Source organism: Mesorhizobium sp. WSM4814, assembly GCF_055811595.1.
This window is the reverse complement of the sequence record NZ_JBVVQT010000012.1, coordinates 127,651-146,174: the sequence shown is the minus strand read 5'-3', so window position 1 is coordinate 146,174 and position 18,524 is coordinate 127,651. Positions and strand designations below refer to the sequence as shown.

At 63.2% G+C, this 18,524-nt stretch carries 16 protein-coding genes; 6 read left to right on the top strand and 10 right to left on the bottom strand.

Annotated features, from left to right (window positions below; translation table 11 throughout):
* Window positions 1-47: 47 nt before the first annotated feature.
* Window positions 48-1,487 carry a lipopolysaccharide biosynthesis protein gene (locus AC0L2V_RS19235; RefSeq protein ID WP_091596626.1) on the bottom strand — a complete coding sequence of 480 codons (1,440 nt, stop codon included), beginning with the start codon at window positions 1,485-1,487 and terminating at the stop codon, window positions 48-50.
* Between the two features lie 165 nt (window positions 1,488-1,652).
* Here AC0L2V_RS19235 and AC0L2V_RS19230 point away from each other — a divergent pair, with 165 nt between their 5' ends.
* Both AC0L2V_RS19230 and AC0L2V_RS19225 read left to right on the top strand, forming a co-directional pair.
* Window positions 1,653-2,771: a glycosyltransferase family 4 protein gene (locus AC0L2V_RS19230; protein ID WP_473513387.1), complete on the top strand. Its 1,119-nt coding sequence runs from the start codon at window positions 1,653-1,655 to the stop codon at window positions 2,769-2,771.
* Window positions 2,768-4,186 (top strand): phenylacetate--CoA ligase family protein, encoded by a 1,419-nt coding sequence (locus AC0L2V_RS19225; protein ID WP_473513385.1) that lies wholly within the window; start codon window positions 2,768-2,770, stop codon window positions 4,184-4,186. Before AC0L2V_RS19230 ends, AC0L2V_RS19225 begins: the two co-directional genes overlap by 4 nt.
* Here the strand turns inward: AC0L2V_RS19225 and AC0L2V_RS19220 are convergent.
* Window positions 4,180-5,424 carry a glycoside hydrolase family 5 protein gene (locus AC0L2V_RS19220; RefSeq protein WP_473513383.1) on the bottom strand — a complete coding sequence of 415 codons (1,245 nt, stop codon included), beginning with the start codon at window positions 5,422-5,424 and terminating at the stop codon, window positions 4,180-4,182. The genes AC0L2V_RS19225 and AC0L2V_RS19220 overlap by 7 nt on opposite strands.
* A 117-nt stretch (window positions 5,425-5,541) precedes the next feature.
* On the opposite strand from AC0L2V_RS19220, the gene AC0L2V_RS19215 reads away from it, so the two are divergent.
* The 3 genes from AC0L2V_RS19215 to AC0L2V_RS19205 all read left to right on the top strand — a co-directional run bounded on the left by AC0L2V_RS19215 (window position 5,542) and on the right by AC0L2V_RS19205 (window position 9,807).
* Window positions 5,542-7,449, top strand: a complete 1,908-nt coding sequence (locus AC0L2V_RS19215; RefSeq protein ID WP_473513381.1) for a heparinase II/III family protein — start codon at window positions 5,542-5,544, stop codon at window positions 7,447-7,449.
* Between the two features lie 241 nt (window positions 7,450-7,690).
* Window positions 7,691-8,680 (top strand): sterol desaturase family protein, encoded by a 990-nt coding sequence (locus tag AC0L2V_RS19210; RefSeq protein WP_473513379.1) that lies wholly within the window; start codon window positions 7,691-7,693, stop codon window positions 8,678-8,680.
* The gene (locus AC0L2V_RS19205; RefSeq protein ID WP_473513378.1) at window positions 8,677-9,807 is read left to right on the top strand and encodes a GNAT family N-acetyltransferase; all 1,131 of its coding nucleotides are present in this window, start codon (window positions 8,677-8,679) and stop codon (window positions 9,805-9,807) included. Before AC0L2V_RS19210 ends, AC0L2V_RS19205 begins: the two co-directional genes overlap by 4 nt.
* A gap of 92 nt (window positions 9,808-9,899) precedes the next feature.
* Here AC0L2V_RS19205 and AC0L2V_RS19200 read toward each other — a convergent pair whose 3' ends face one another.
* The 7 genes from AC0L2V_RS19200 to AC0L2V_RS19170 all read right to left on the bottom strand — a co-directional run bounded on the left by AC0L2V_RS19200 (window position 9,900) and on the right by AC0L2V_RS19170 (window position 17,608).
* Complete coding sequence (locus AC0L2V_RS19200; protein WP_473520913.1) at window positions 9,900-11,246, bottom strand: PQQ-dependent sugar dehydrogenase; 1,347 nt, start codon at window positions 11,244-11,246, stop codon at window positions 9,900-9,902.
* A 37-nt stretch (window positions 11,247-11,283) separates the two neighbouring features.
* Entirely contained in the window at window positions 11,284-12,369 is a 1,086-nt protein-coding gene (locus AC0L2V_RS19195; protein ID WP_473513376.1) for a c-type cytochrome, read from the bottom strand.
* Window positions 12,369-12,992, bottom strand: coding sequence for a cytochrome c oxidase assembly protein (locus tag AC0L2V_RS19190; RefSeq protein WP_023797787.1), 624 nt, complete (start codon window positions 12,990-12,992; stop codon window positions 12,369-12,371). The genes AC0L2V_RS19195 and AC0L2V_RS19190 overlap by 1 nt, the downstream gene beginning before the upstream one ends.
* Window positions 12,989-13,369 carry a hypothetical protein gene (locus AC0L2V_RS19185; protein ID WP_128166553.1) on the bottom strand — a complete coding sequence of 127 codons (381 nt, stop codon included), beginning with the start codon at window positions 13,367-13,369 and terminating at the stop codon, window positions 12,989-12,991. The genes AC0L2V_RS19190 and AC0L2V_RS19185 overlap by 4 nt, the downstream gene beginning before the upstream one ends.
* A gap of 7 nt (window positions 13,370-13,376) precedes the next feature.
* On the bottom strand, window positions 13,377-15,893 hold the full coding sequence (gene ctaD, locus AC0L2V_RS19180; RefSeq protein WP_473513374.1) for a cytochrome c oxidase subunit I: 2,517 nt from the start codon (window positions 15,891-15,893) through the stop codon (window positions 13,377-13,379).
* Entirely contained in the window at window positions 15,890-16,759 is an 870-nt protein-coding gene (locus AC0L2V_RS19175) for a cytochrome c oxidase subunit II (protein ID WP_473520912.1), read from the bottom strand. Before AC0L2V_RS19175 ends, ctaD begins: the two co-directional genes overlap by 4 nt.
* Before the next feature lie 378 nt (window positions 16,760-17,137).
* Window positions 17,138-17,608: a nucleoside deaminase gene (locus tag AC0L2V_RS19170; protein WP_473513370.1), complete on the bottom strand. Its 471-nt coding sequence runs from the start codon at window positions 17,606-17,608 to the stop codon at window positions 17,138-17,140.
* Window positions 17,609-17,759: 151 nt separating this feature from the next.
* Here AC0L2V_RS19170 and AC0L2V_RS19165 point away from each other — a divergent pair, with 151 nt between their 5' ends.
* The gene (locus tag AC0L2V_RS19165; protein WP_473513369.1) at window positions 17,760-17,891 is read left to right on the top strand and encodes a hypothetical protein; all 132 of its coding nucleotides are present in this window, start codon (window positions 17,760-17,762) and stop codon (window positions 17,889-17,891) included.
* Between the two features lie 36 nt (window positions 17,892-17,927).
* On the opposite strand, the gene AC0L2V_RS19160 is transcribed toward AC0L2V_RS19165, so the two are convergent.
* Window positions 17,928-18,113 carry a hypothetical protein gene (locus AC0L2V_RS19160; RefSeq protein WP_091596600.1) on the bottom strand — a complete coding sequence of 62 codons (186 nt, stop codon included), beginning with the start codon at window positions 18,111-18,113 and terminating at the stop codon, window positions 17,928-17,930.
* Between the last annotated feature and the right edge of the window lie 411 nt (window positions 18,114-18,524).

Sequence of the window (18,524 nt, the reverse complement as noted above, 5' to 3'; positions counted from 1 at the left end):
CTTTTTCCAGGACTATGGAACGACAATTCGGCAAATGCCGTTGCGGCCTATGCGAGCCGCAGCCGCGCCCTCAGCTTGGCTACGAATTGCATCGCGGCGGCGGGATAAAACAGCCAGGTCAGCCCGAAGAAAACCACTGCGCCAGCGGCACCGCCGGCAACGAGCGAGAAGATGGCCGGCATATTGCCGAGCAGAGCGCTGGCAAGGCTGGCGGCCAGCCCGGTGCTGAGCGAGATGACGACCGACATGCCGATGTCGCGCCATGGCACCGGCACCGGCGTCAGCCGTTCGCTGATGATGATGCAGGCTAAAAGGCCTGCCAGCGATCCGCCCGCCAGCGCCAAGGCAGCGCCGACCTCCGCCATCGGCGGGATCAACAGGACGGACAGCGCGATTGTCGCCACCGAGCCGAAGGAATTGGCGATGATCAGCAGCCACGGCCGCTTGTGCGCGTGCACCACGGTGCCATAGACGAAGCTGGCGAGATTGGCACACAGCACGCTGAAGGCGATGATCGGAAAGAGCAGGCCGAAACGGCCGTGATACTCGGCGGGCAGCAGGAGTTGCGTGATATCGCTGCTGAGTGCGACCAGCATCGCTGCAACCGGCAGGCAAAGGCGCATCATCAAGGCCATCAATTGCGACAGCAGCCGGCCCGATGCCGCGGGCCCGTCGTCGTCGAACCGGCTGACCACCTCGGGAAAGGCGCCCATGTTGATGGAATTGGCGACCATATCGATCGGCTGGCGGGCCAGTGCATAGGCTGCGGCGAAGATCGCCACCGCGCCGGCATCGTAATAGATCTTGAGGAACACACGCTCGGCGCTGTGCAGGCCGAAGCCGACCAGCGCCATGATGACCAGGGGCACGCCGAGGACGAAGAACTCCTTTTGGGTGAAGCGTGGCGGACCGGCAACGACGCGTCGGGATGCCATGACGCCCGCCACGATGCCGGCGATCAGTACACCGAGGCTGGAGCCGAGCGATACCGTCAGAAAGGAATCTTGAAACATGACGATGGCGCCGATCGGCAGCGCCAGCTGCAGCACGGCGCGCAGGAACTCGAGCATCGAATAGACCGAATGACGCTGCTGCATCTGCAGCACCGTCAACGCGTAGCGGCCGATGGAACCGGCGATCAGGTAGCTGCAGACGGCGATCGCGAACTCGACCCAGCGCTCCGGCACGATCACTGCAGAGGCGACCACGGATATGATCAGCGCCAGTGCCGTGCTGGCAAGCAACACCCGCCCGGCCAGCATCAGGCTGCCGCGGCTGACGTCGCCTTTGCCGCCAAGCCTGAGCAAAGCGATGCGCAGCCAGTTGGTGACCGCAATGTCGGTCATTTCGCCGATGGTCACCACCAGGGTCAGCAGCCCATACTCGGTCTGGTCGACCAGCCGCGTCACGATGACCAGCAGGAGCAGAGCGGAAATCCGCGTCAGCAGGATCGCCGGGGCGTAGATGAGCGTGGAGCGCAGCAGCAAAGGGTTGTCCCCGGAAAATTCCGCATCGACTAACCGTCGACCGGCGGAAAATCCAGCGCGACAGCGGCGAAGGGTGAACAGATTCAGTTTGAACTAAAAGATTTGCCGTAAACTTACCGGGAACGTTTGCTTTGTGGTTACGCGGTCCGTGCTATCGAGAATACCATGCTGCAAAGTCTCTTACCCGATCGAAAAATACATGTCTTGGTCGCGACCCCGTCGGGTGTGTCGGGGCAGGGCGGCATCGACCGCATCATGGCGGCGCTCGATCGAGAACTCCAACGGCAGGGAGACGGAAAGGTCGAAGCGCGGTTCCTTCCCAGTCGCGGTTCGGGCTCGGTCGCGCTGTCGGTCCTCTACATGATTGGCTTTTGCCTTCGGATGGTGGTCGCGCGTGTTGCCGGCCGTGCCGACGTCGTTCACATCAACGTATCGAGCTTTGGCAGTACCTACCGCAAGATGGTCATCGCGAGGTGCGCGCGATTGCTCGGCATCCCCTATGTGCTGCATTTGCATGGAGCTCAATACCAGACGTTCTGGAAGGAAAACCGCAGCTTCATGAGCCGCCGCATCCGGCATATGTTCGAGCATGCCGATCGGATCGTGGTTCTGGGCCGTATCTGGCGCGACTTCGTCACTGCACGGGCGCCAGGCGCGGCCACGAACATCGTGATTGTGCCCAATGCCACCGAAGTCCCGTCCCTGGCCCATGTCGGTGGTGGAGACAGCGTTCACATCCTGTTCCTGGGCCGTATCGGCGACCGCAAGGGCGTGCCGCAATTGTTGGACGCACTGCATCGCATGAAGCCTGTCAGGCAGTGGCGCGCCACAATCGCCGGCGATGGTGACGTCGAGGCCGTACGGGCAAGATCGGCCGGGCTGGGGCTTGCCGGATGTATCGCCTTTCCAGGCTGGGTGGGTCCGAACGAGGTTGCATCGCTGATCGCTTCGGCCGACATTCTGGCGCTCCCCTCATTCGCCGAAAACCTCCCGGTCTCGGTCATCGAGGGAATGGCCTCCGGCCTCGCAGTGGTCACCACGCCTGTCGGCGCGGTAGAGGACATCATCATCGACAGGAAAACCGGGTTGCTGGTGCCTCCCGGCGATGTGGCGGCGCTGACCGAGGCACTGACAGAACTGGTTGACGACACGGCGTTGCGCGCCCGTCTTGGCTCGGCTGCCATGGCGGTGCACCGGGAACGGCTGGAGCTTTCTTCGTTCGCGGCATCGATATGCCGTGTGTGGCATGAGGCGGCAAACGGCAGGTCCGGTGCAAAATCATGAATTTTCTTGACGTAGCGCGCGGTGCCTATGTGCGAAGCCCGCCAGCGGTCAGGCGGCTGCTGGCGCCCATGCTGGCGCTGGCGCCAACGCGGGTAAAATTTGGTGCGACCTATCGGTCGTGGCGGAGCCGGATCGCCATGGCCGCCGAGGATCCTGTCTATGCCGGGCAATTTCATCTGGCCGCGCTGCGCGCGCTGTTGCGGAAAGCCCATGCCGGCAGTCCGTTCTATCGCGAGTCGATCGACCGGGCCCTCGGTCCTGGCTTCGATCTGTCGACGCTGGGACTTGCCGACCTGCGCCGCCTCCCGGTCCTGTCCAAGGACATCCTGCGGGCGGCTGGAACTGCAGCGTTGGCGGTGCCGATTGCCCAACTGGATGAGGCCTCCGGCAACGGCTCCAGCACCGACAAGCCATTTCGCTTCTATCTCGACAAGGATCGGAGCGCCCGCGAGATGGCGTTTGTCTACCACGTCTGGTCGCGGATCGGTTACGATGAAGACACGGCGCGCGTCTGCTTCCGCGGGTTCAGCCTCGATGCCACCGGCAAGCGACTGCATGAATGGGACCCGGCACTTCGCGAGCTAAGGCTCTCTGTCTTTCCAATGACGGTCGACGACGCCGATGCCTATCTCGACCTGATCGACGCACGGGGCATCACGTATTTTTATGGCTATCCCTCGGCCATAGAGCTGTTTTGCCGGCATATGCGCGTGCTTGACCGAGTACCAAAACGGCCCGTCAAGGGCATGATGATGATCTCGGAGCCAGTCCATCCCCATCAACGGGAGATCATCCGAAGCGTTCTTGGCAACGTGCCGCTGTCCTGCTTCTATGGGCTCAGCGAAAAGGTGCTGTTCGCCGAAGAAACGCCCGGAGCCCCCGGCAGCTACGAGTTCAATCCTCTCTACGGCCTCGCCGAATTGGTCGACGCGGCAGGCGAGCCGGTAACAGAGACAGGCAAGGAGGGAAGGCTCGTCGGCACTGGCTTCCTGTCGACCGGCATGCCTTTCATCCGCTACGATACCGGCGACTCTGCCCGGTTGGTGGAATTGCCGAATGAGGCAAACGGCCAGCGGCTTAGAGTCGAGGCTGTCATGCCGCGCCGAAACGTCGACTATCTGGTGACCGCCGACGGCGGCCGGGTGGTGACGACGCACCTGGTGCCCGACGGCCCCGCATTCTTCGACGGCATAGAGGAGCTGCAATTCTACCAGGACCAGCCCGGCGAGGCATTGATTCGCTATATCCCGACCGCCGGGGCGGCACCTGCCTGCGCCGCGCGACTCGTCGAGACGTTGGTCAACCGCACAAACGGTCGTATCCGGTTTTGCCTGAAAGCCGTGGACCGCATTGCCGCCGGGCGGGGCGGCAAGCGGGCGCTCATCAACCAGCAACTCGACATGTCGCGTTACTGAAGCGCAAGACCCAGCGCTCGCACCAGTCCGCCATCAGCTACGGGCGGTCCGTCGGGGAGGATCAGCGACATCCCATGCGGATTGGCGAATTCCCAGACGGACCAAGGTATCGCGAAGCGTTCCGCCTGCTGGCGCACCGATTCGAGATAGCGCAGACGGTCAGCGTCGAACGCGCCCATGCGGCCGTCCGCCGACATGAGGATGACGCCGAATTCGCCCATGAACAGTCGCCGGCCTGGAATGCCATGCGCCTCGGCCCAGTCGACCGCTTGACGGAAGCTCGCCTCGAGTTGGCTCGGCCCCCAATTCTGCTCGAAATACCGGGCGATTGCTTGACGCGCCGCGACCATGTTCATCACCTGCTCGACCGGGCTCAAGCCGGCGGCGTCCATCCGGGCCTTAAGGGTTTCGGTCACCTTTTCGGGCGTGCTGCTGTCGGCCGGCCAAGGCAGCCCCGAGGCGAAAGCGCCTGTCCCGTCAGACCGCTGGTGCGTGAAACTGTGCGGCTCGTACATATGGAAGCTGTAGTAGACATTCGGATCGTCAAAGCCGGGGGCGAGATTGACCAGTCCGGCAATGCTGCCGCCACAGGCGCCTGTTGCGACGATGGTGAGTTCACTGCTGACTGCGCGAATATCGCGGACCGTGTCTGCCATGATCCGTTGCCAGTCATCGCTGCCGCTCGAATTACAGGGGTAGTATGCCGGCTCGTTGTAAGGCTCGAGGGCTACCTTGTCGGTGCCAACCCTGGCCAGCATGGCGGCGACCGCCACAACCATTTGGCGATAGCTGGCGACGCCTTCGCTGTCGGCACCGTCATAGATCATCTCCATGCTGTAGGCCGGAACCTGGGTGACGCCGTGCAGGTCGAAAACCACCTTGAGGCCGGCCGACGTGACCCGCTCGACCGCGGCGGCAAGTATGTCGAGCGCCTGCTGGCGTTTGGCGCCCCGGCTGGCAAGCAGAGGGCCGGGGTCGACGCTCAGCCGGACGAAGTCGAAGCCCATCGACCGAATGTGCGTAAACGCGTCGCCGGGCCAATCGGTGAGCGGCCTATGTCCAGCGCGCCACTCCTGCTCGCTGCGATAGGGCGGCCAACGGTAGGATCCATCCTCCTCCACCGGCGACCAGTTGAGCCATTCATGCACGCCAACGCCGCGCTGCAGCGGGATCGGCGCAGCGCTGGCGGCTATCGCCATGCCGAGCATCCACGCTGCAACAAACGCCGTCCTTCTCATCGCCACTCTTTCCGTTTCATGATTGGAGATATTAACCGCAGGATCGGAAAAGAGGATTGCGGTCGCTCGGCTTTTCGACAGCATGGTATACAAGAATCGAAACCCTGGCGGGGCGGTATGAGAATCGGCTGGTACATCAACCGGTTGCGCAGCATGGAGCCGGCTGAGGTGTTGCACCGGCTGGGCGAGCAGCGTCGAAGGATCGCTTCGCGCCGCCGCGACGGCGGTTGGCAGCGTTATGCTTCGCCCCGGTTGCATCCGGTGCTGCGTGGATTGCGCGATGCTGTGCTGGCTGCGACACCGGCACAACGGCAAGCCATAGCGGCGGCGGCGCAAAAGGCGCTTGGCGGCGAGTTTTCCGCACTTGGGCGGACATGGCCACGGCGCGATCCCGATCGGCTGTTTCCTCCCGAGCTTTGGCGCCTTGATCCGGTGACCGGCGGGCTTTGGCCGGGTGCCGAGGCCCATACTTTCGATATCGATTTTCGCCATGGCGGCGGCCGCGGCGATGTAAAATACGTGTGGGAGATCAACCGGCTGCAGCAGTTGCCGCCACTGGCCGCCCACCTGCTTCTCGCCGGCGACGACCAGTCCCGGAGGGCCATAGAGGCGGCGATCGACAGCTGGCATTCAGCCAACCCGCCGTTTCGGGGGGTCGGCTGGGCCTCCGGCATCGAAGTCGCGCTGCGAGCCATCAGCCTGATTGTCACCATGGACCTGGTCGGCGACCGACTTGGCGCGGCGACACGGCAGCACGTGGGCGAAATACTGGCGGCAAGCGCCTATTGGCTGCCGCGGTTCCCCTCCCGTTTTTCCTCCGCCAACAATCATCTCGTCGCAGAACTGGCTGGCGAGTATCTGATCGGCCTGGCATTGGGGGCCGCACCCGACGCTGCACGCGAAGCCCTCCTGGGTGAGGCGCGCAAGCAGATTCTCGCCGATGGCGCCGGTGCCGAGCAGACCCCGACTTACGCGGCCTTCACCGCCGAACTGATCTTGCTGTGCGTCGCAGCGGCACGCCAGGCCGGAACGCCGTTTGCCTCGCCCGTTGAAGCGCGCCTGGCCGCTTTTGCCAATTTCGTCGCCTGGCTGCCACCAGCCGCCGGCTTTGGCGACAATGACGAAGGTCGCGTGCTGACGCTCGGTGACGAGCCGGACTATGTCCGATCCGTCGCCGCCGCCATCCATGGCTTTCTACAGATGCCGGGCAACGCTGCTGAGCCCGACGATTTTCGGGCGCTTGTCTTTGGCACGCCGTCGGAGCCGGCACCGGTGTCGCGTGGGCTGCAAACGTTCACGCAGAGCGGGCTCTCGGTCTGGCGCGGCGAGATGAACGGCCGCAGCATCGATCTGACATTCGACCACGGCCCGCTCGGCTATCTCTCGATAGCGGCTCACGGCCATGCCGACGCGCTGTCGCTCACCTTGTGCATCGATGGCGAGCCGGTGCTGGTCGATCCCGGCACCTGGCTCTACGGTTCGGGAGGCGTCTGGCGCGACTGGTTTCGCTCGACACCGGCGCATAACACGCTGAATATCGAGGGCAAAAGCCAAAGCATCATCGCCGGGATGTTCAACTGGTCGCACAAGGCGGTTGCGGAGTTGGTGGAGAGCGAGCCGGGAACGCACTGGAAGCTGCGCGCCCGCCATGACGGCTATAAAAGCCGCTTCGGCGTCATGCATCAGCGCACCGTGATGCACCGGGCCGACGGCATCGTCCTGACCGACCAACTGCTCGGCGGCAGGCGTGTGGCCGAGATCGTCTTTCAACTCGCAGCCGGCCTCGGCACCGACCGGGACGAAAACACGGTCACGGTATTGCGCGGCGATGAGCCGCTGATAGCCATGCGCTTTCCGGACGCTGCGGTCGACATCCGTGCCGGCGGCGACGCACCGGGGCAGGGCGGCTGGGTTTCGCCGCGTTTTGGCGTCAGGCAGCCGGCCGAACGCATCGCCTGGCGTGGCGAAGTGGGCGAAGACGGAATTGAGATACAGCTCGCAGCAATCGCCCCGCCGCCGCTATGATAGCGACCGGCGCTGCAGCGGAGCGGCCTCTCCGGTGTTTCGGCATGTTCGAGATTAATTGCGTTCGAACTTTTAGCGTTTTGTTACGGTTGAACTGCTAGTCTGGCGCAAATCCGGCATGCTTATGCTTGTTGCAGCCGCAATAGCCATTTGGTTGCCGGCAACATGCAGTGGGTTTGGCAAGTTTCTTGCTTCGCAATTCGCCGGACGGCCATTTTACGGCCCAGGAGCCACCGCACCGATGTTTTCTGAATTCGCCGGATTGATTGTGGAAAAGCTTTCGAACGTCGATCTGGTGACGCTCGGCCTCCTGCTTTTCACCGCACTGGGGAGCGCGGTGGTCGCTTACTGGCGGACTGTCGAGCATAAATCCCTCAGGGACTTTTTCGATTTCGCTTTCCCGGCGGAAGTCATCCTGCACCCGTCGGCGCGAGCGGATGTCCTATTTTGGGTCACCAAACGGGCGATAATGCCATTCCTGCTCATCCCTGCCGGCGTCACCTTCGTTGCCGCCGTCGGCTATGGGACGCACCACGCAATCGGCTGGCTGCTGGGTATCCAGGCGCCGCTCATCGATGGCGCGGCCGGACCGGTGACGATCGTCGTCTTCACCGCAACCATGCTGATCGCCTACGACATTTCATACTATCTCTACCATGTCGCCCAGCACCACTTCCCGTTCCTGTGGGAATTGCACAAAGTGCATCATTCGGCCGAGGTGATGGTGGGAATCACCAAGGATAGGGTTCACCCGCTGGACGACCTGATGAACCGTATCTGGGATGGCGTCATCCCGGGGATCTGCTTCGGCATCTGGAGCCTGATCGCGCTCGATCCAGTCGAGATCGCCATCTTCGGCATCAACGTCTATGTCATCCGCAACATCCTGATGATGGACTTTGTTCGTCATACCCATTTCAAGATTTCCTTCGGCCCATTGAACAACGTCATCTTGTGTCCGCACTGGCACCAGGTGCACCACAGCATCGACCCTCGCCACTACGACAAGAATTTTGGCCTGCTGTTTTCGTTCTGGGATCGCCTCTTCGGGACGCAGTTTGTCCCGGATCCGGATGAAGACCTCAAATTTGGCCTGATTGATCGCGATGTGCGCGACTATCAATCGCTCTTTGGGCTTTACATCCTGCCGCTCAGGAAGATGGGAGGGCATGTCCGCAGACTGTTCCAGAGGCGTCCGGATGCCATCGCAGAGGATCGTTCCCCTTCATGAACACCATTGTTTCGATTGACGCCTCGAGCGCAGAGCGCCTGGAAGTTGTCCGTTCGGCGGATCGCCTGGCTGCGATCGAAGCCGATTGGGCGCATCTCTGGCATCGCACCGATGGGCTGGTCTTTCAGAGTCATGCCTGGATTTCGGCCTGGTGGAATACCGTAGCGGACCGTGACCAGCGCGCGCTGCGGATCGGCCTGGTCTGGAATGGTGACAGGCTCGTTGCTGTCGTTCCCATGGCGATCCGCAAGCGCAAGGGCCTGCGGTTTCTCGAATGGGCGGCCAGCAGCTATACCGATTACGGCGATATTCTCGTTGCTCCGGAATGCTCGTTATCGGCCCTGCAGGGAGTATGGGCCCGGATCTGTGACGCCGGTGGCTTCGATATTGCCTTTCTCAATCGTCTCTTGCCGGGTGCGGCGGCCCGCAAAATTCTCACTCCGGATACCTCCAGCGGGATCAGACTTCGCCCCAATCACAGGGAGGAAGTCAGTTATCGCGTCGCCGGACAGTGGGCGAGCGGAGGGGCGTGGTTCGCGGAGCAGTCGAAAAAGACACGGCAGAATTATCGGCGCGGCGTCAAGACGTTGGAAGAAGCCGGCGAAATGAAATTTCGCCTGCTTGCGCCAGACGAGCCACTGCAGCCGGTACTCGACCGGCTCTCTGCCCTGAAGCGCAGATGGCTGGTCGAGCGCAAGCGTGAATCGCAACTTTTCGAAGAGGGAGCGCCGGTACTGGCCGCACTTGTTGACGCGCTGGCGCGTGCCGGCGTGCTGCACATTTTCGTACTTGAATGCAATGGCGCAATGGTCGCGGTTTCCATCAACTTCGTCCAGCACCACACCATGATGGCGTTCGTGACCACTTTCGATCCGGATTTCAGCCAAGCGTCGCCGGGCATGATCCTGATGATGGACTACATACAGTGGTCGTTCGATCACGGCTTGAGCACGGTCGATTTCCTGTGCGGCGCAGAGGCGTTCAAGCATAAATTCGCAACGCAGGGCGTTGTCCTGCAATCCGTCCTTGGGACGCGCACGGCGCAAGGCTCGCTCGCTTCCCTTGCCGATCGTATGCGTCAAAGGGTCCGGCACGCACGCGGGCGCGGATTGGCAACGACAGCTTGATTTTCGGCTTTGATCGGCGCCGGAACGCCGTGTCCGACCGGCAATGGCAAGCGGTGCCATATCGCTTCCGGGCCGCCGGCAGCACGAACTGCTCAAAGTGCCGATTGCGTCTGAGCTGGAACGACCCGCCAGATCTTGTTGCCGACATCATCCGCCACCAGCAGGGCGCCGCGCCGGTCTATCGCCACGCCCACGGGACGGCCAAAAGCCTTGTCGTCCTCGCTCAGGAAGCCGGTGAGGATGTCCTGGGGCGGGCCGGAGGGCCTGCCGCCTGAAAACGGCACGAAAATCACCTTGTAGCCGCTGTGCGGGCTGCGGTTCCACGAGCCATGCTGCCCGACGAAAGCGCCATTCCTGTATTGAGGACCGAACAGGTCGCCTGTGTTGAAGGTCAGTCCCAATGAAGCCGTGTGCGCCCCGAGCGCATAGTCCGGCTTGATCGCCTGGGCGACGAGGTCGGGCCGCTGCGGCTTGACGCGATTATCGACGTGCTGGCCAAAATAGCTGTAAGGCCAGCCATAGAAGCCGCCATCCTTCACCGAAGTCATGTAATCCGGCACCAGGTCGCTGCCGATCTCGTCGCGCTCGTTGACGACGACCCAGAGCTCACCGCTTTGCGGATGCCACGACAGGCCGTTCGGATTGCGCAGGCCGGAGGCGAAGAGACGCGTCTGCTTCGAGGCGAGATCGATCTCCAGCACGGCGGCGCGGTTTTGCTCTGCCTCCAGGCCGTTCTCGCCGACATTGGAATTGGATCCGACCGTCGCATAGAGCTTCTTCCCGTCTTGCGAGGCGGTCACGTCCTTGGTCCAGTGGTGGTTCCTCCCCGCAGGCAGGTCGACGATCTTCTCCGCCGGTGCGGTGATCTCGGTCGCACCCTCCTGGTAGGGAAAGGCCACGATTGCATTGGCGTTGGCGACGTAGAGCTTGCCGTTGAGCAGGGTCATGCCGAATGGCGAGAACAGCCCGGTGAGAAAGGCGGTTCTGGTTTCTGCCACCCCGTCGCCGTCCTGATCGCGCAGCAGCGTGATGCGATTGGCGCTATGCGTCCCCGCGCCGGCCTGGCTCTGGAAGAAATTGACGAAGAAGCGCCGTATGCTGAAGCCCTCCTCCGGCCTGGGCGGCGCATTGCTCTCGGCCACCAGCACGTCGCCGTTTGGCAACACATACAGCCAGCGCGGATGGTCGAGCCCGCGGGCATATTCGTTGACTGCAAATCCCTGGGCCGCTGTCGGCTTGGTGCCCTGCGGCCATGGCATGGCCTTAGCGACATGGACGGTCGGCAGCCAGGTCGGATTGGGCTCCGGCAGGGTCGGGTTGGGGCCATAGGTCTCGGCGATCGGAACGGTCGCCTCTTCGCGCGACAGGAAGAAGATCGCTCCTGCGGCGGTTACGAGAACAATGATCAGTATGAGAAGGGCGGTGGCCAAGTTTTTCACCAGAACCTCGAAAAACGTCGAAAGAACGCAAACGCGCTTATCGCGTTGCGGTTGCCGACGCAGCGGCCGATCGGGAGAAGTAGGCCGCAAGCGCGCGGACGTCGTCGTCCGTCAGACCCTTCGCGGCATTTGCCATGAGATGGCCGAAGCGCGTTCCACCCCGCTTTCCCGCCCTGAACAACCCAAGCTGCGTCTCGATGTAGGGCGCCGGCTGGCCGGCGATCGAGGGATAGAGCGGGCTGCGGTCCTGTCTTCCGTGACAGCCGAGACAGGCGGGCACATTGGCCTGCCTGACGCCGCTCTCGGCGATTTCCTTGCCGCGCCGGACAAGTGCTGGATCGCCGCCGCCGCCGGGGTGCATCGCCGGCAGGGCAGCGAAATGCCTGGCCAGGTCCGGCCAGAGTTGAGGCCCTGCCGCAATGGCGGGCAGGCTCATCAACCCACTTGCCCGGCCTTCCTCGGCATAGGCACGCAGGCTTTCAAGCAGATACGCCTCGCTCTGCCCGGCCAGAACGGGTATCGCGGGACCGCGTCCAAAACCGTCCTCGCCGTGGCAGCGGGCGCAATCCGCCAGCGCTTGCGGCAGGGTTTCGGCAGCGCCTGCGGGAGGCGCAAGCCTTTCGCCATAGGCGAGATCGCGATAGGCGGCCTCGTCCAGCGACGGCAGTTCGCGCAGGAAGGCGACCATCGCCCAGACCTCGTCGTCGCGTTCCTGCGTCGGCCAGGCCGGCATGCCGGTGAAACGCACGCCGTGCTTGACGATACGAAAAAGCTCCGCGTCCGACCATTCGCCGACGGCCCCGGCAAGGTCAGGCGGCTGCGGCAGTATTCTCATGACGACAGGAGATCGCGGCTCGCCCGGCGCGCCGTGACAGATGGCGCAGCCGCGTGCGAAATGCCCGGCGGCCGGCTGAATCGCATGGCGCGGCAGAGCCTCTGGAGCGTCGACCGCCAGGGCATAGGTGCGCACAGCCGATCGCATGGCGAAATGGAGGAACCATTCCGTGATCTTCCAGTGGCCGCTCGAGGCACCGACATTGAAAAAGCCGATCCAGGCCCCCAGCACCACGACGAAGGGCAGAATGGTAAGCGCTATGGCGAGCTTCTTCCAGCTGATATGCATCAGACCGTCTTCCGCGGTGGTGTGGCGAGGATGCGCGCGAAAAGCGTCACGCCGCCGGCCAGGTAGACCGCGGCGCCGACCAGAAGCATGATGACGCCGCCAAGTTCCTGATCCTGCTGGGCGGAAAGCGCGATGCCGAAGCAGCTTGTCTCGCCGGTCCCATAAAGCGGCCGCGGGGTCAGCGCCAGCAGCGCGCCGAGCAAGGTCATGTGGATGGACGTCAGAAGCAGGGCGAAGGCGCCGGCGGCATAGCCTGTGGTGTCCGAGCCGCGGCGCGGCAGGCAGGCCAGCCACAGGAACAGCCCGGCGGCAAGGAACGTGACCTGCTCGACAGCGGTGACAAACAGCGAGCTTTGCGCCAGAGCCCGCAAGGCCGGTGCGTGCCAGGACCAGACGACGATGAGTTCGACGAGGGAGGCGGGGAGGGCGAGGGTGAACGCCCGGCTCGCACCTGGTGTCGGGCCGAGCGGGACCCCAATCGCCATCAGCGGCGCGGCGATCGCCACCACTCCCATATGCGCCAGCATGTGCGCCGAAAACGAATCCCGCAAGCCATCGAGCAGCGGCCCGAGCCAGACCAGGGCAAGGACGAGGATGCCGAGGATGAGGCAGGCGCGTCTCACCGGATACACTCCGTCAGGAACAATGCAGGCATCGCGGTGAAGATCACGGCGATGAAGCTGAGACCCGAGAGCAGCAGCGTCGCAAAGCCCTGGAACAGGGTCCGGTCGCGTCTCGTCGGATCGTCGTGCGGCGGATCGTCTGTGCCGAAGCCCCATTGCCGCCAGGCGAGCCATGCTGACAGCGCGATCAGCGAGAGGGCGATCACGGTGGCGGCGGCGATGCCGGCGCGCACAGCGCTGAAACTCAGCCCGACAAGCTCGGGCTTGGCGCAATAGATCGCTGCGCCGATGTAGCAAACAAGGAAATGCGCAGCCCACACCACCGGCGCAGTGAACAGCGTCCACAGTGTCTCGATCTGTTTTGGGACAAGCCACATCGGCGCCTCACATCGCTGCCGGAAAGAGGCCGATGATGGCGAAGGTGGTGACGGCGGCAATCAGCAGGAAATGCCAGTAGAGCACCACATTGCCTAGATCCAGGTCATGCTTCGGCGTCAGTCGGCCGGCCAGCGAGCGGGCCAGGCAATAGGCCTGCATGACTGTGCCGAGCGCTGCATGGGCGAGCACCCAGATCACCAGGATCCAGACGATTGCGGGATAGACGTGGCGCGTCGGGTCCATGCCTGGAGACAATGGCGCGGCCAGGCCTGTGGCGGACGCAGCAACAGTCGTTAGCAGGGACAGCACCAGCAAGCCGCGCATAGTGGCCGTAGCGCCGCGCCTGTTGACCGTGCGTGCCGCCACCATCAGGCCCCACGCCGCAGCGAACAGGCTGGCAGCGACCAGCGACCAGACCGCATCGGGCCCGGCAATCCCCGCGGTGAAGTTGGCATGGATCGTCCAGTAGAAGAAATAGCCGAAGACGAGGCTGGCGAACGCGGTGCCATCGCCCACCATGGTGATGAACATCGCCCACCAGCCGACCGAATCGGAGCCGGAGGCATAAAGCGGCAGGCTGAGGCCCAGGCCGACATCCTTTTCCGGCTTCTCGGGGATTTCGCCAGTGCCCGTCCAGAGCCAGTAGATGACTGCGCAAAAGCAGATGATTGCGGCCAGCGCCGTCGCGATCCACCAGTGGAAGGTAAGCGCGATGAAGGCGCCTCCGAGCGAAAGAGCCGAGACGATGGTGACATGGGAGGTGCCGCCGACCCGCAGCACCTGGACGGGTTCGGCGTCGAGCACGGTGGTGACCAGTCCCTCGCGCCATCCCTCTTCCGCGTCGGGCAGATAATAGCGGCCTTCATTGACTTTGCGGGCAAGGTCCTTCTGGTCCCACAAGGGGTAGCGGCTGCGCACGATGGGTATCGAGCGGACGCCCCAGTTCTCCTCCGGCTCGGAAATCCATTCCAGCGTGCCGGCATTCCACGGGTTGAATTCGCCGCGCGGCTGCCGGTGCTTTGGCCTGAGCACGTCGAAGACGACCACCAGCACGCCCGCGGCGAAAATGAAGGCTCCGGCCGTCGAGATCAGGTTCAGCCAGTCCCAGCCGATTTCGGCTGGATAGGTGAAGACGCGACGGGGCATGCCGCGCAAGCCGCTCAGATGCATGGGGAAAAAGGCAATGTTGAAGCCGCAGAACATCAGCCAGAAGGCGAGCCGCCCCAACCCGTCTGAGAGCTTCTTCGCGTCGATCAGCGGGTAATAGTAATAGAGCCCGGCCACGACCGGGAAAAGCATGCCGCCGATCAGCACATAATGGAGATGCGCAACGACAAAATACGTGTCGTGGGCCTGCCAGTCGAAGGGTGCGAGCGCCACCATGACGCCCGTCAGGCCACCAATGACGAAGATGGCCAGCCCTCCGGTGCCGAACAGCATCGGGGTCGAGAAGATCACCCGGCCGGCCAGCATGGTGGCGATGAAGACGAAGATCTGCACGCCCGTCGGGATCGCCACCGCCTCGGAGGCCGCCGAGAAGAAGGCCAGCGAGATCTGCGGCAGGCCTGTGGCAAACATATGGTGCACCCACAGGCCGAAGGAAAGGAACCCTGTCCCCACTGCCGCGAGCACGATCCAGGAGTAACCGACGATCGGACGCTGGGAAAAAGTCGGCACGATCATGGCCATCAGCGCGATCGCCGGCAGGAAGATGATGTAGACTTCCGGATGGCCGAATATCCAGAACAGATGCTGCCACAGCAGCGGGTCGCCGCCGCGCGCTGCGTCGAAGAACGGCCAATCGAACATCCGTTCCATCTCGAACAGGAGGTCGCCGGCGATCAGCGGCGGGAAGGCGAACAGGATCATTCCGGCAACGATCAGCAGGTACCAGGCGAAGAGCGGCATCAGATTGATGCGCATGCCCGGCGCGCGGCATTTCATGATGCCGACGATGAGCTCGACGGCGGCCGCGATCGAGGCGACTTCGATGAAGGAAAGGCCGAGCAGCCAGATGTCGGCGCCAATGCCGGAGAACTCCTTGTCGGTGGCGAGCGGCGGATACATGAACCAGCCTGCCGACGGCGCCGCATTGAAGAAGATCGAGCCGCAGACGAAGATACCGCCGAGCAAAAAGCTCCAAAAACTGAAGGCTCCGAGGCGCGGAAACGGCATTTCGCGGGCGCCCAGCATCGGCGGCAGCAGGAAGATCGCGACCGCCTCGAAGATCGGCACCGCGAACAGGAACATCATCACCGTGCCGTGCAGGGTGAAAGCCTGGTTGAATAAATCGGCCGAGAGGAAGTCGTTGTCGGGCACGGCGAGCTGCAGTCGCATCAGCAGCGCGAGCACGCCGGCAAACAGCATGAAGGCGAAGGCGGCCGAGCCGTACCAGAGGCCGATCTGGTAATTGTTCACCGAGGTCCAGTAGCGCCAACCGGTCGGATTGGCCCACACAGCGCGCAGCCGCTGTTCCTGCGCCTTGTATTCTTCCGGCGAACGCTCCTTGACCGCAGCGCTCATCGCAGGCCTCTCAGCCAGGCGGCTATGGCGCGAATGTCGTCCGGCGGCAACATGTCGAAGGCCGGCATCCTGGAGCCGGGCTTGATCAGCTCGGGCCGGGCGATGAAGCTGGCGACGGCGTCTTCGGTGTTGGGCAGGATTCCGGCTGCGACGGTGGCGCGGGAACCGATATGCGAAAGATCCGGGCCGATCAGGCCGCGCGCATCGGTGCCCGCGACGACATGGCAGGACCCGCAGCCATGGCGCAGGAACAGCGCGCCGCCGCTTGCGCCGGCCCCTTCCGCGGGAATTGCCTGGGCGGCAAGCCAGGACCGGAAGGCTTCGGGCGCCATGGCGACGGCCGAGAGCGCCATCAGCGCGTGAGACGTGCCGCAATATTCCGCGCACGGGCCGCGGAATAGACCAGCTTTGGTGGCCATGATCGAAAGCCTGTTGGTGCGGCCGGGGATCATGTCCATCTTGCCGCCGAGCGGTGGGATCCAGAAGGAATGGATCACATCGGCGCTTTTCAGGGTCAATTCGACCCGCTCGCCGACCGGCAGCCTGATCTCGTTGGCAGACGCGACCGGCGGTCCCAGAGGAGGGTGATAGACAACTTCCCACCAGAACTGCCTGCCGGTGACTTCGATCCGCAGGGCGGCGGGGCTCGCCTGGGCGAAGGGCCGAAGGCCAGGCATCAGCCACAGCGCATAGGCGAGCAGCGCACAAAGCGTGACCGAGGGGAAGACTACGCCGCCCCAAAGGATGATGCTGCTGGCAGACTTTTCGGCCAGCCTGCGGCGATTGACGAGGGCTGAATGAAGAAGCAGGCCGACCACGCCCAGCCAGATGACGGCGCCGCCGCTTAGCATGACCCAAAACAGCATTTCTACCTGCTGCGCTTCCGCTCCCGCGGACTCAAGTGCCGACTGAGTGCTCGTCTGGGCGCCGGCAGAGCCGCTCGCGAGCAATAATGACGCAGCTGACAGGCTGAAATATCGACCCATTTGCAACCCCTCCGCGGTAAACCGGCGAGAGGGGCGGAAGGTTCCGGGCAACTGAGCGTTCGAACTGGTGGAATGAACGTGTCGGTCGAGTCAGTGGACGGTTTTGCGTGTCGGCGGTTTTGCGCGCGAGTCGATGGCTTTCTGCAACAAGACGCGGGCCTCGCGTGTGAAACCTTTGGGCCAGAAGTGGCCGGAGCTCGTGGCGCCGCAGAGGCTACGGATTCTTCACCGACAGCAGTCCTTTTATGACTGGTTCTGTCACCAGAAATCCTTGTGGTCGGTTACGATCTGTTCTTCGAGTTCAGGGAATGGGCCACGGATTGCTACATGGCGCCGTCCGGCGGCGAACACCTGATGACAGCTCAGATCGAGGGTCAGATTCTCCGAATTGTCTCCGGTCAGCTCGGCCAGCCGCCTTTCGCTGAGTCCGTAGACCACGGTGCCGATGCCGGCCCAGTAACAGGCCCCGGCGCACATGCAGCACGGCTCGACCGAGGTCACCAGCGTGCATCGCTCGAGAAAGGTCGGGTCGTATTGCTGCGCAGCCGCGCGGGCCACGTTTGCCTCTGCGTGGCCAACGCCGCGATCCCGCGCGTAGGTGTTGCCCGACGAAAGCAGCACGTCGCCTTCCGGCCCGACCAGGAGCGCCCCGAAAGGATGATTGCCACTCGCCCGGCTCTCGGTGGCGATCTCCACGGCGAGACGTAGATATTCGGTATCGCTCTTCATGGCCGCCTCCTTGGGGTGCCCGTTCGTAACTGTACGCGTAAAGACCTCTTGGACAATTTTCAACGAGTGACGAAACAATTGCGCTCGATCGCCGTTTGCGCGTCATGACGGGCATTTTGGGCGGGTGTTGGATTGCCCAGAGGAGGCGACGATGAGCGCAACCGGCTTGAGATCCGTGTTCAAGGTACTCGCCAGGCATGTCGACCTCGGCCAGTCGGCCAAGGTGCGGGACGCGTTGCCGAAGCAGATCCGGGCGCTTTGGCCCGAAAGTGATGGAGTCTAAAGCGAGTCGCGTTCGACCGACTTCATGCGACGTGTTTTACGTTGTTTTACCGCCTCTGCCCGGGCCGTTTTCCTCGCGATACAGTCGCTCGGTGGCCCGATCGCTTTCTCTGCGCTCTGCAGGCCCCCGGCGTCGCCACGTAAGGAGTGCGTAGGCGAGCAGGATTGCCAGCAGTAGCGGGCCTCCAGCAACGACGATCAACCACATGCTGTTCTCGAACATGGAACATCTCCTTTCCCTCGTTACCTATCAGGAGCGAAACCGTTGCTCCCGGTGCAGGGTTGGACACCGCAGTGCAGCTCTCTTCGCCGAATGGCCAGTGATTCGCCATTCAAGTGCTGAACGCGGGCAACTGCTGAACGCGGGCAACTGCTGAGCGCGGGCAACTGTTGAGCGCGGGCAACCGTTGAGCGCGGGCAACTGCTGAGCGCGGGCGGTTTATTGCTTCAGAAAGGCAACTTGTACCCAGCGGGCTGTTGCGCTCGGCAAGCGCTGGTGGAAGAATGGACTTCCCTCGGAAACGTTCCATTGTGCGAGCCATTCGCTGGCTGACTTCCAGGCGTTCACGATATCTGTCTGGACCCCTAACATCCGGTCGCAGACGCACTACGTGTAATAGGGAACCACAAAGGC

What these genes read in the sequence shown, in the direction of transcription:
- AC0L2V_RS19175 (WP_473520912.1), bottom strand. Translation starts at nt 16,759, where the DNA reads ATGCTGTTTTGGGTCATGCTAAGCGGCGGCGCCGTCATCTGGCTGGGC.
- AC0L2V_RS19230 (WP_473513387.1), top strand. Translation starts at nt 1,653, where the DNA reads ATGCTGCAAAGTCTCTTACCCGATCGAAAAATACATGTCTTGGTCGCG.
- AC0L2V_RS19225 (WP_473513385.1), top strand. Translation starts at nt 2,768, where the DNA reads ATGAATTTTCTTGACGTAGCGCGCGGTGCCTATGTGCGAAGCCCGCCA.
- AC0L2V_RS19165 (WP_473513369.1), top strand. Translation starts at nt 17,760, where the DNA reads ATGAGCGCAACCGGCTTGAGATCCGTGTTCAAGGTACTCGCCAGGCAT.
- AC0L2V_RS19195 (WP_473513376.1), bottom strand. Translation starts at nt 12,369, where the DNA reads ATGCATATCAGCTGGAAGAAGCTCGCCATAGCGCTTACCATTCTGCCC.
- AC0L2V_RS19215 (WP_473513381.1), top strand. Translation starts at nt 5,542, where the DNA reads ATGAGAATCGGCTGGTACATCAACCGGTTGCGCAGCATGGAGCCGGCT.
- AC0L2V_RS19170 (WP_473513370.1), bottom strand. Translation starts at nt 17,608, where the DNA reads ATGAAGAGCGATACCGAATATCTACGTCTCGCCGTGGAGATCGCCACC.
- AC0L2V_RS19160 (WP_091596600.1), bottom strand. Translation starts at nt 18,113, where the DNA reads ATGTTCGAGAACAGCATGTGGTTGATCGTCGTTGCTGGAGGCCCGCTA.
- ctaD (WP_473513374.1), bottom strand. Translation starts at nt 15,893, where the DNA reads ATGAGCGCTGCGGTCAAGGAGCGTTCGCCGGAAGAATACAAGGCGCAG.
- AC0L2V_RS19205 (WP_473513378.1), top strand. Translation starts at nt 8,677, where the DNA reads ATGAACACCATTGTTTCGATTGACGCCTCGAGCGCAGAGCGCCTGGAA.
- AC0L2V_RS19210 (WP_473513379.1), top strand. Translation starts at nt 7,691, where the DNA reads ATGTTTTCTGAATTCGCCGGATTGATTGTGGAAAAGCTTTCGAACGTC.
- AC0L2V_RS19185 (WP_128166553.1), bottom strand. Translation starts at nt 13,369, where the DNA reads ATGTGGCTTGTCCCAAAACAGATCGAGACACTGTGGACGCTGTTCACT.
- AC0L2V_RS19220 (WP_473513383.1), bottom strand. Translation starts at nt 5,424, where the DNA reads ATGAGAAGGACGGCGTTTGTTGCAGCGTGGATGCTCGGCATGGCGATA.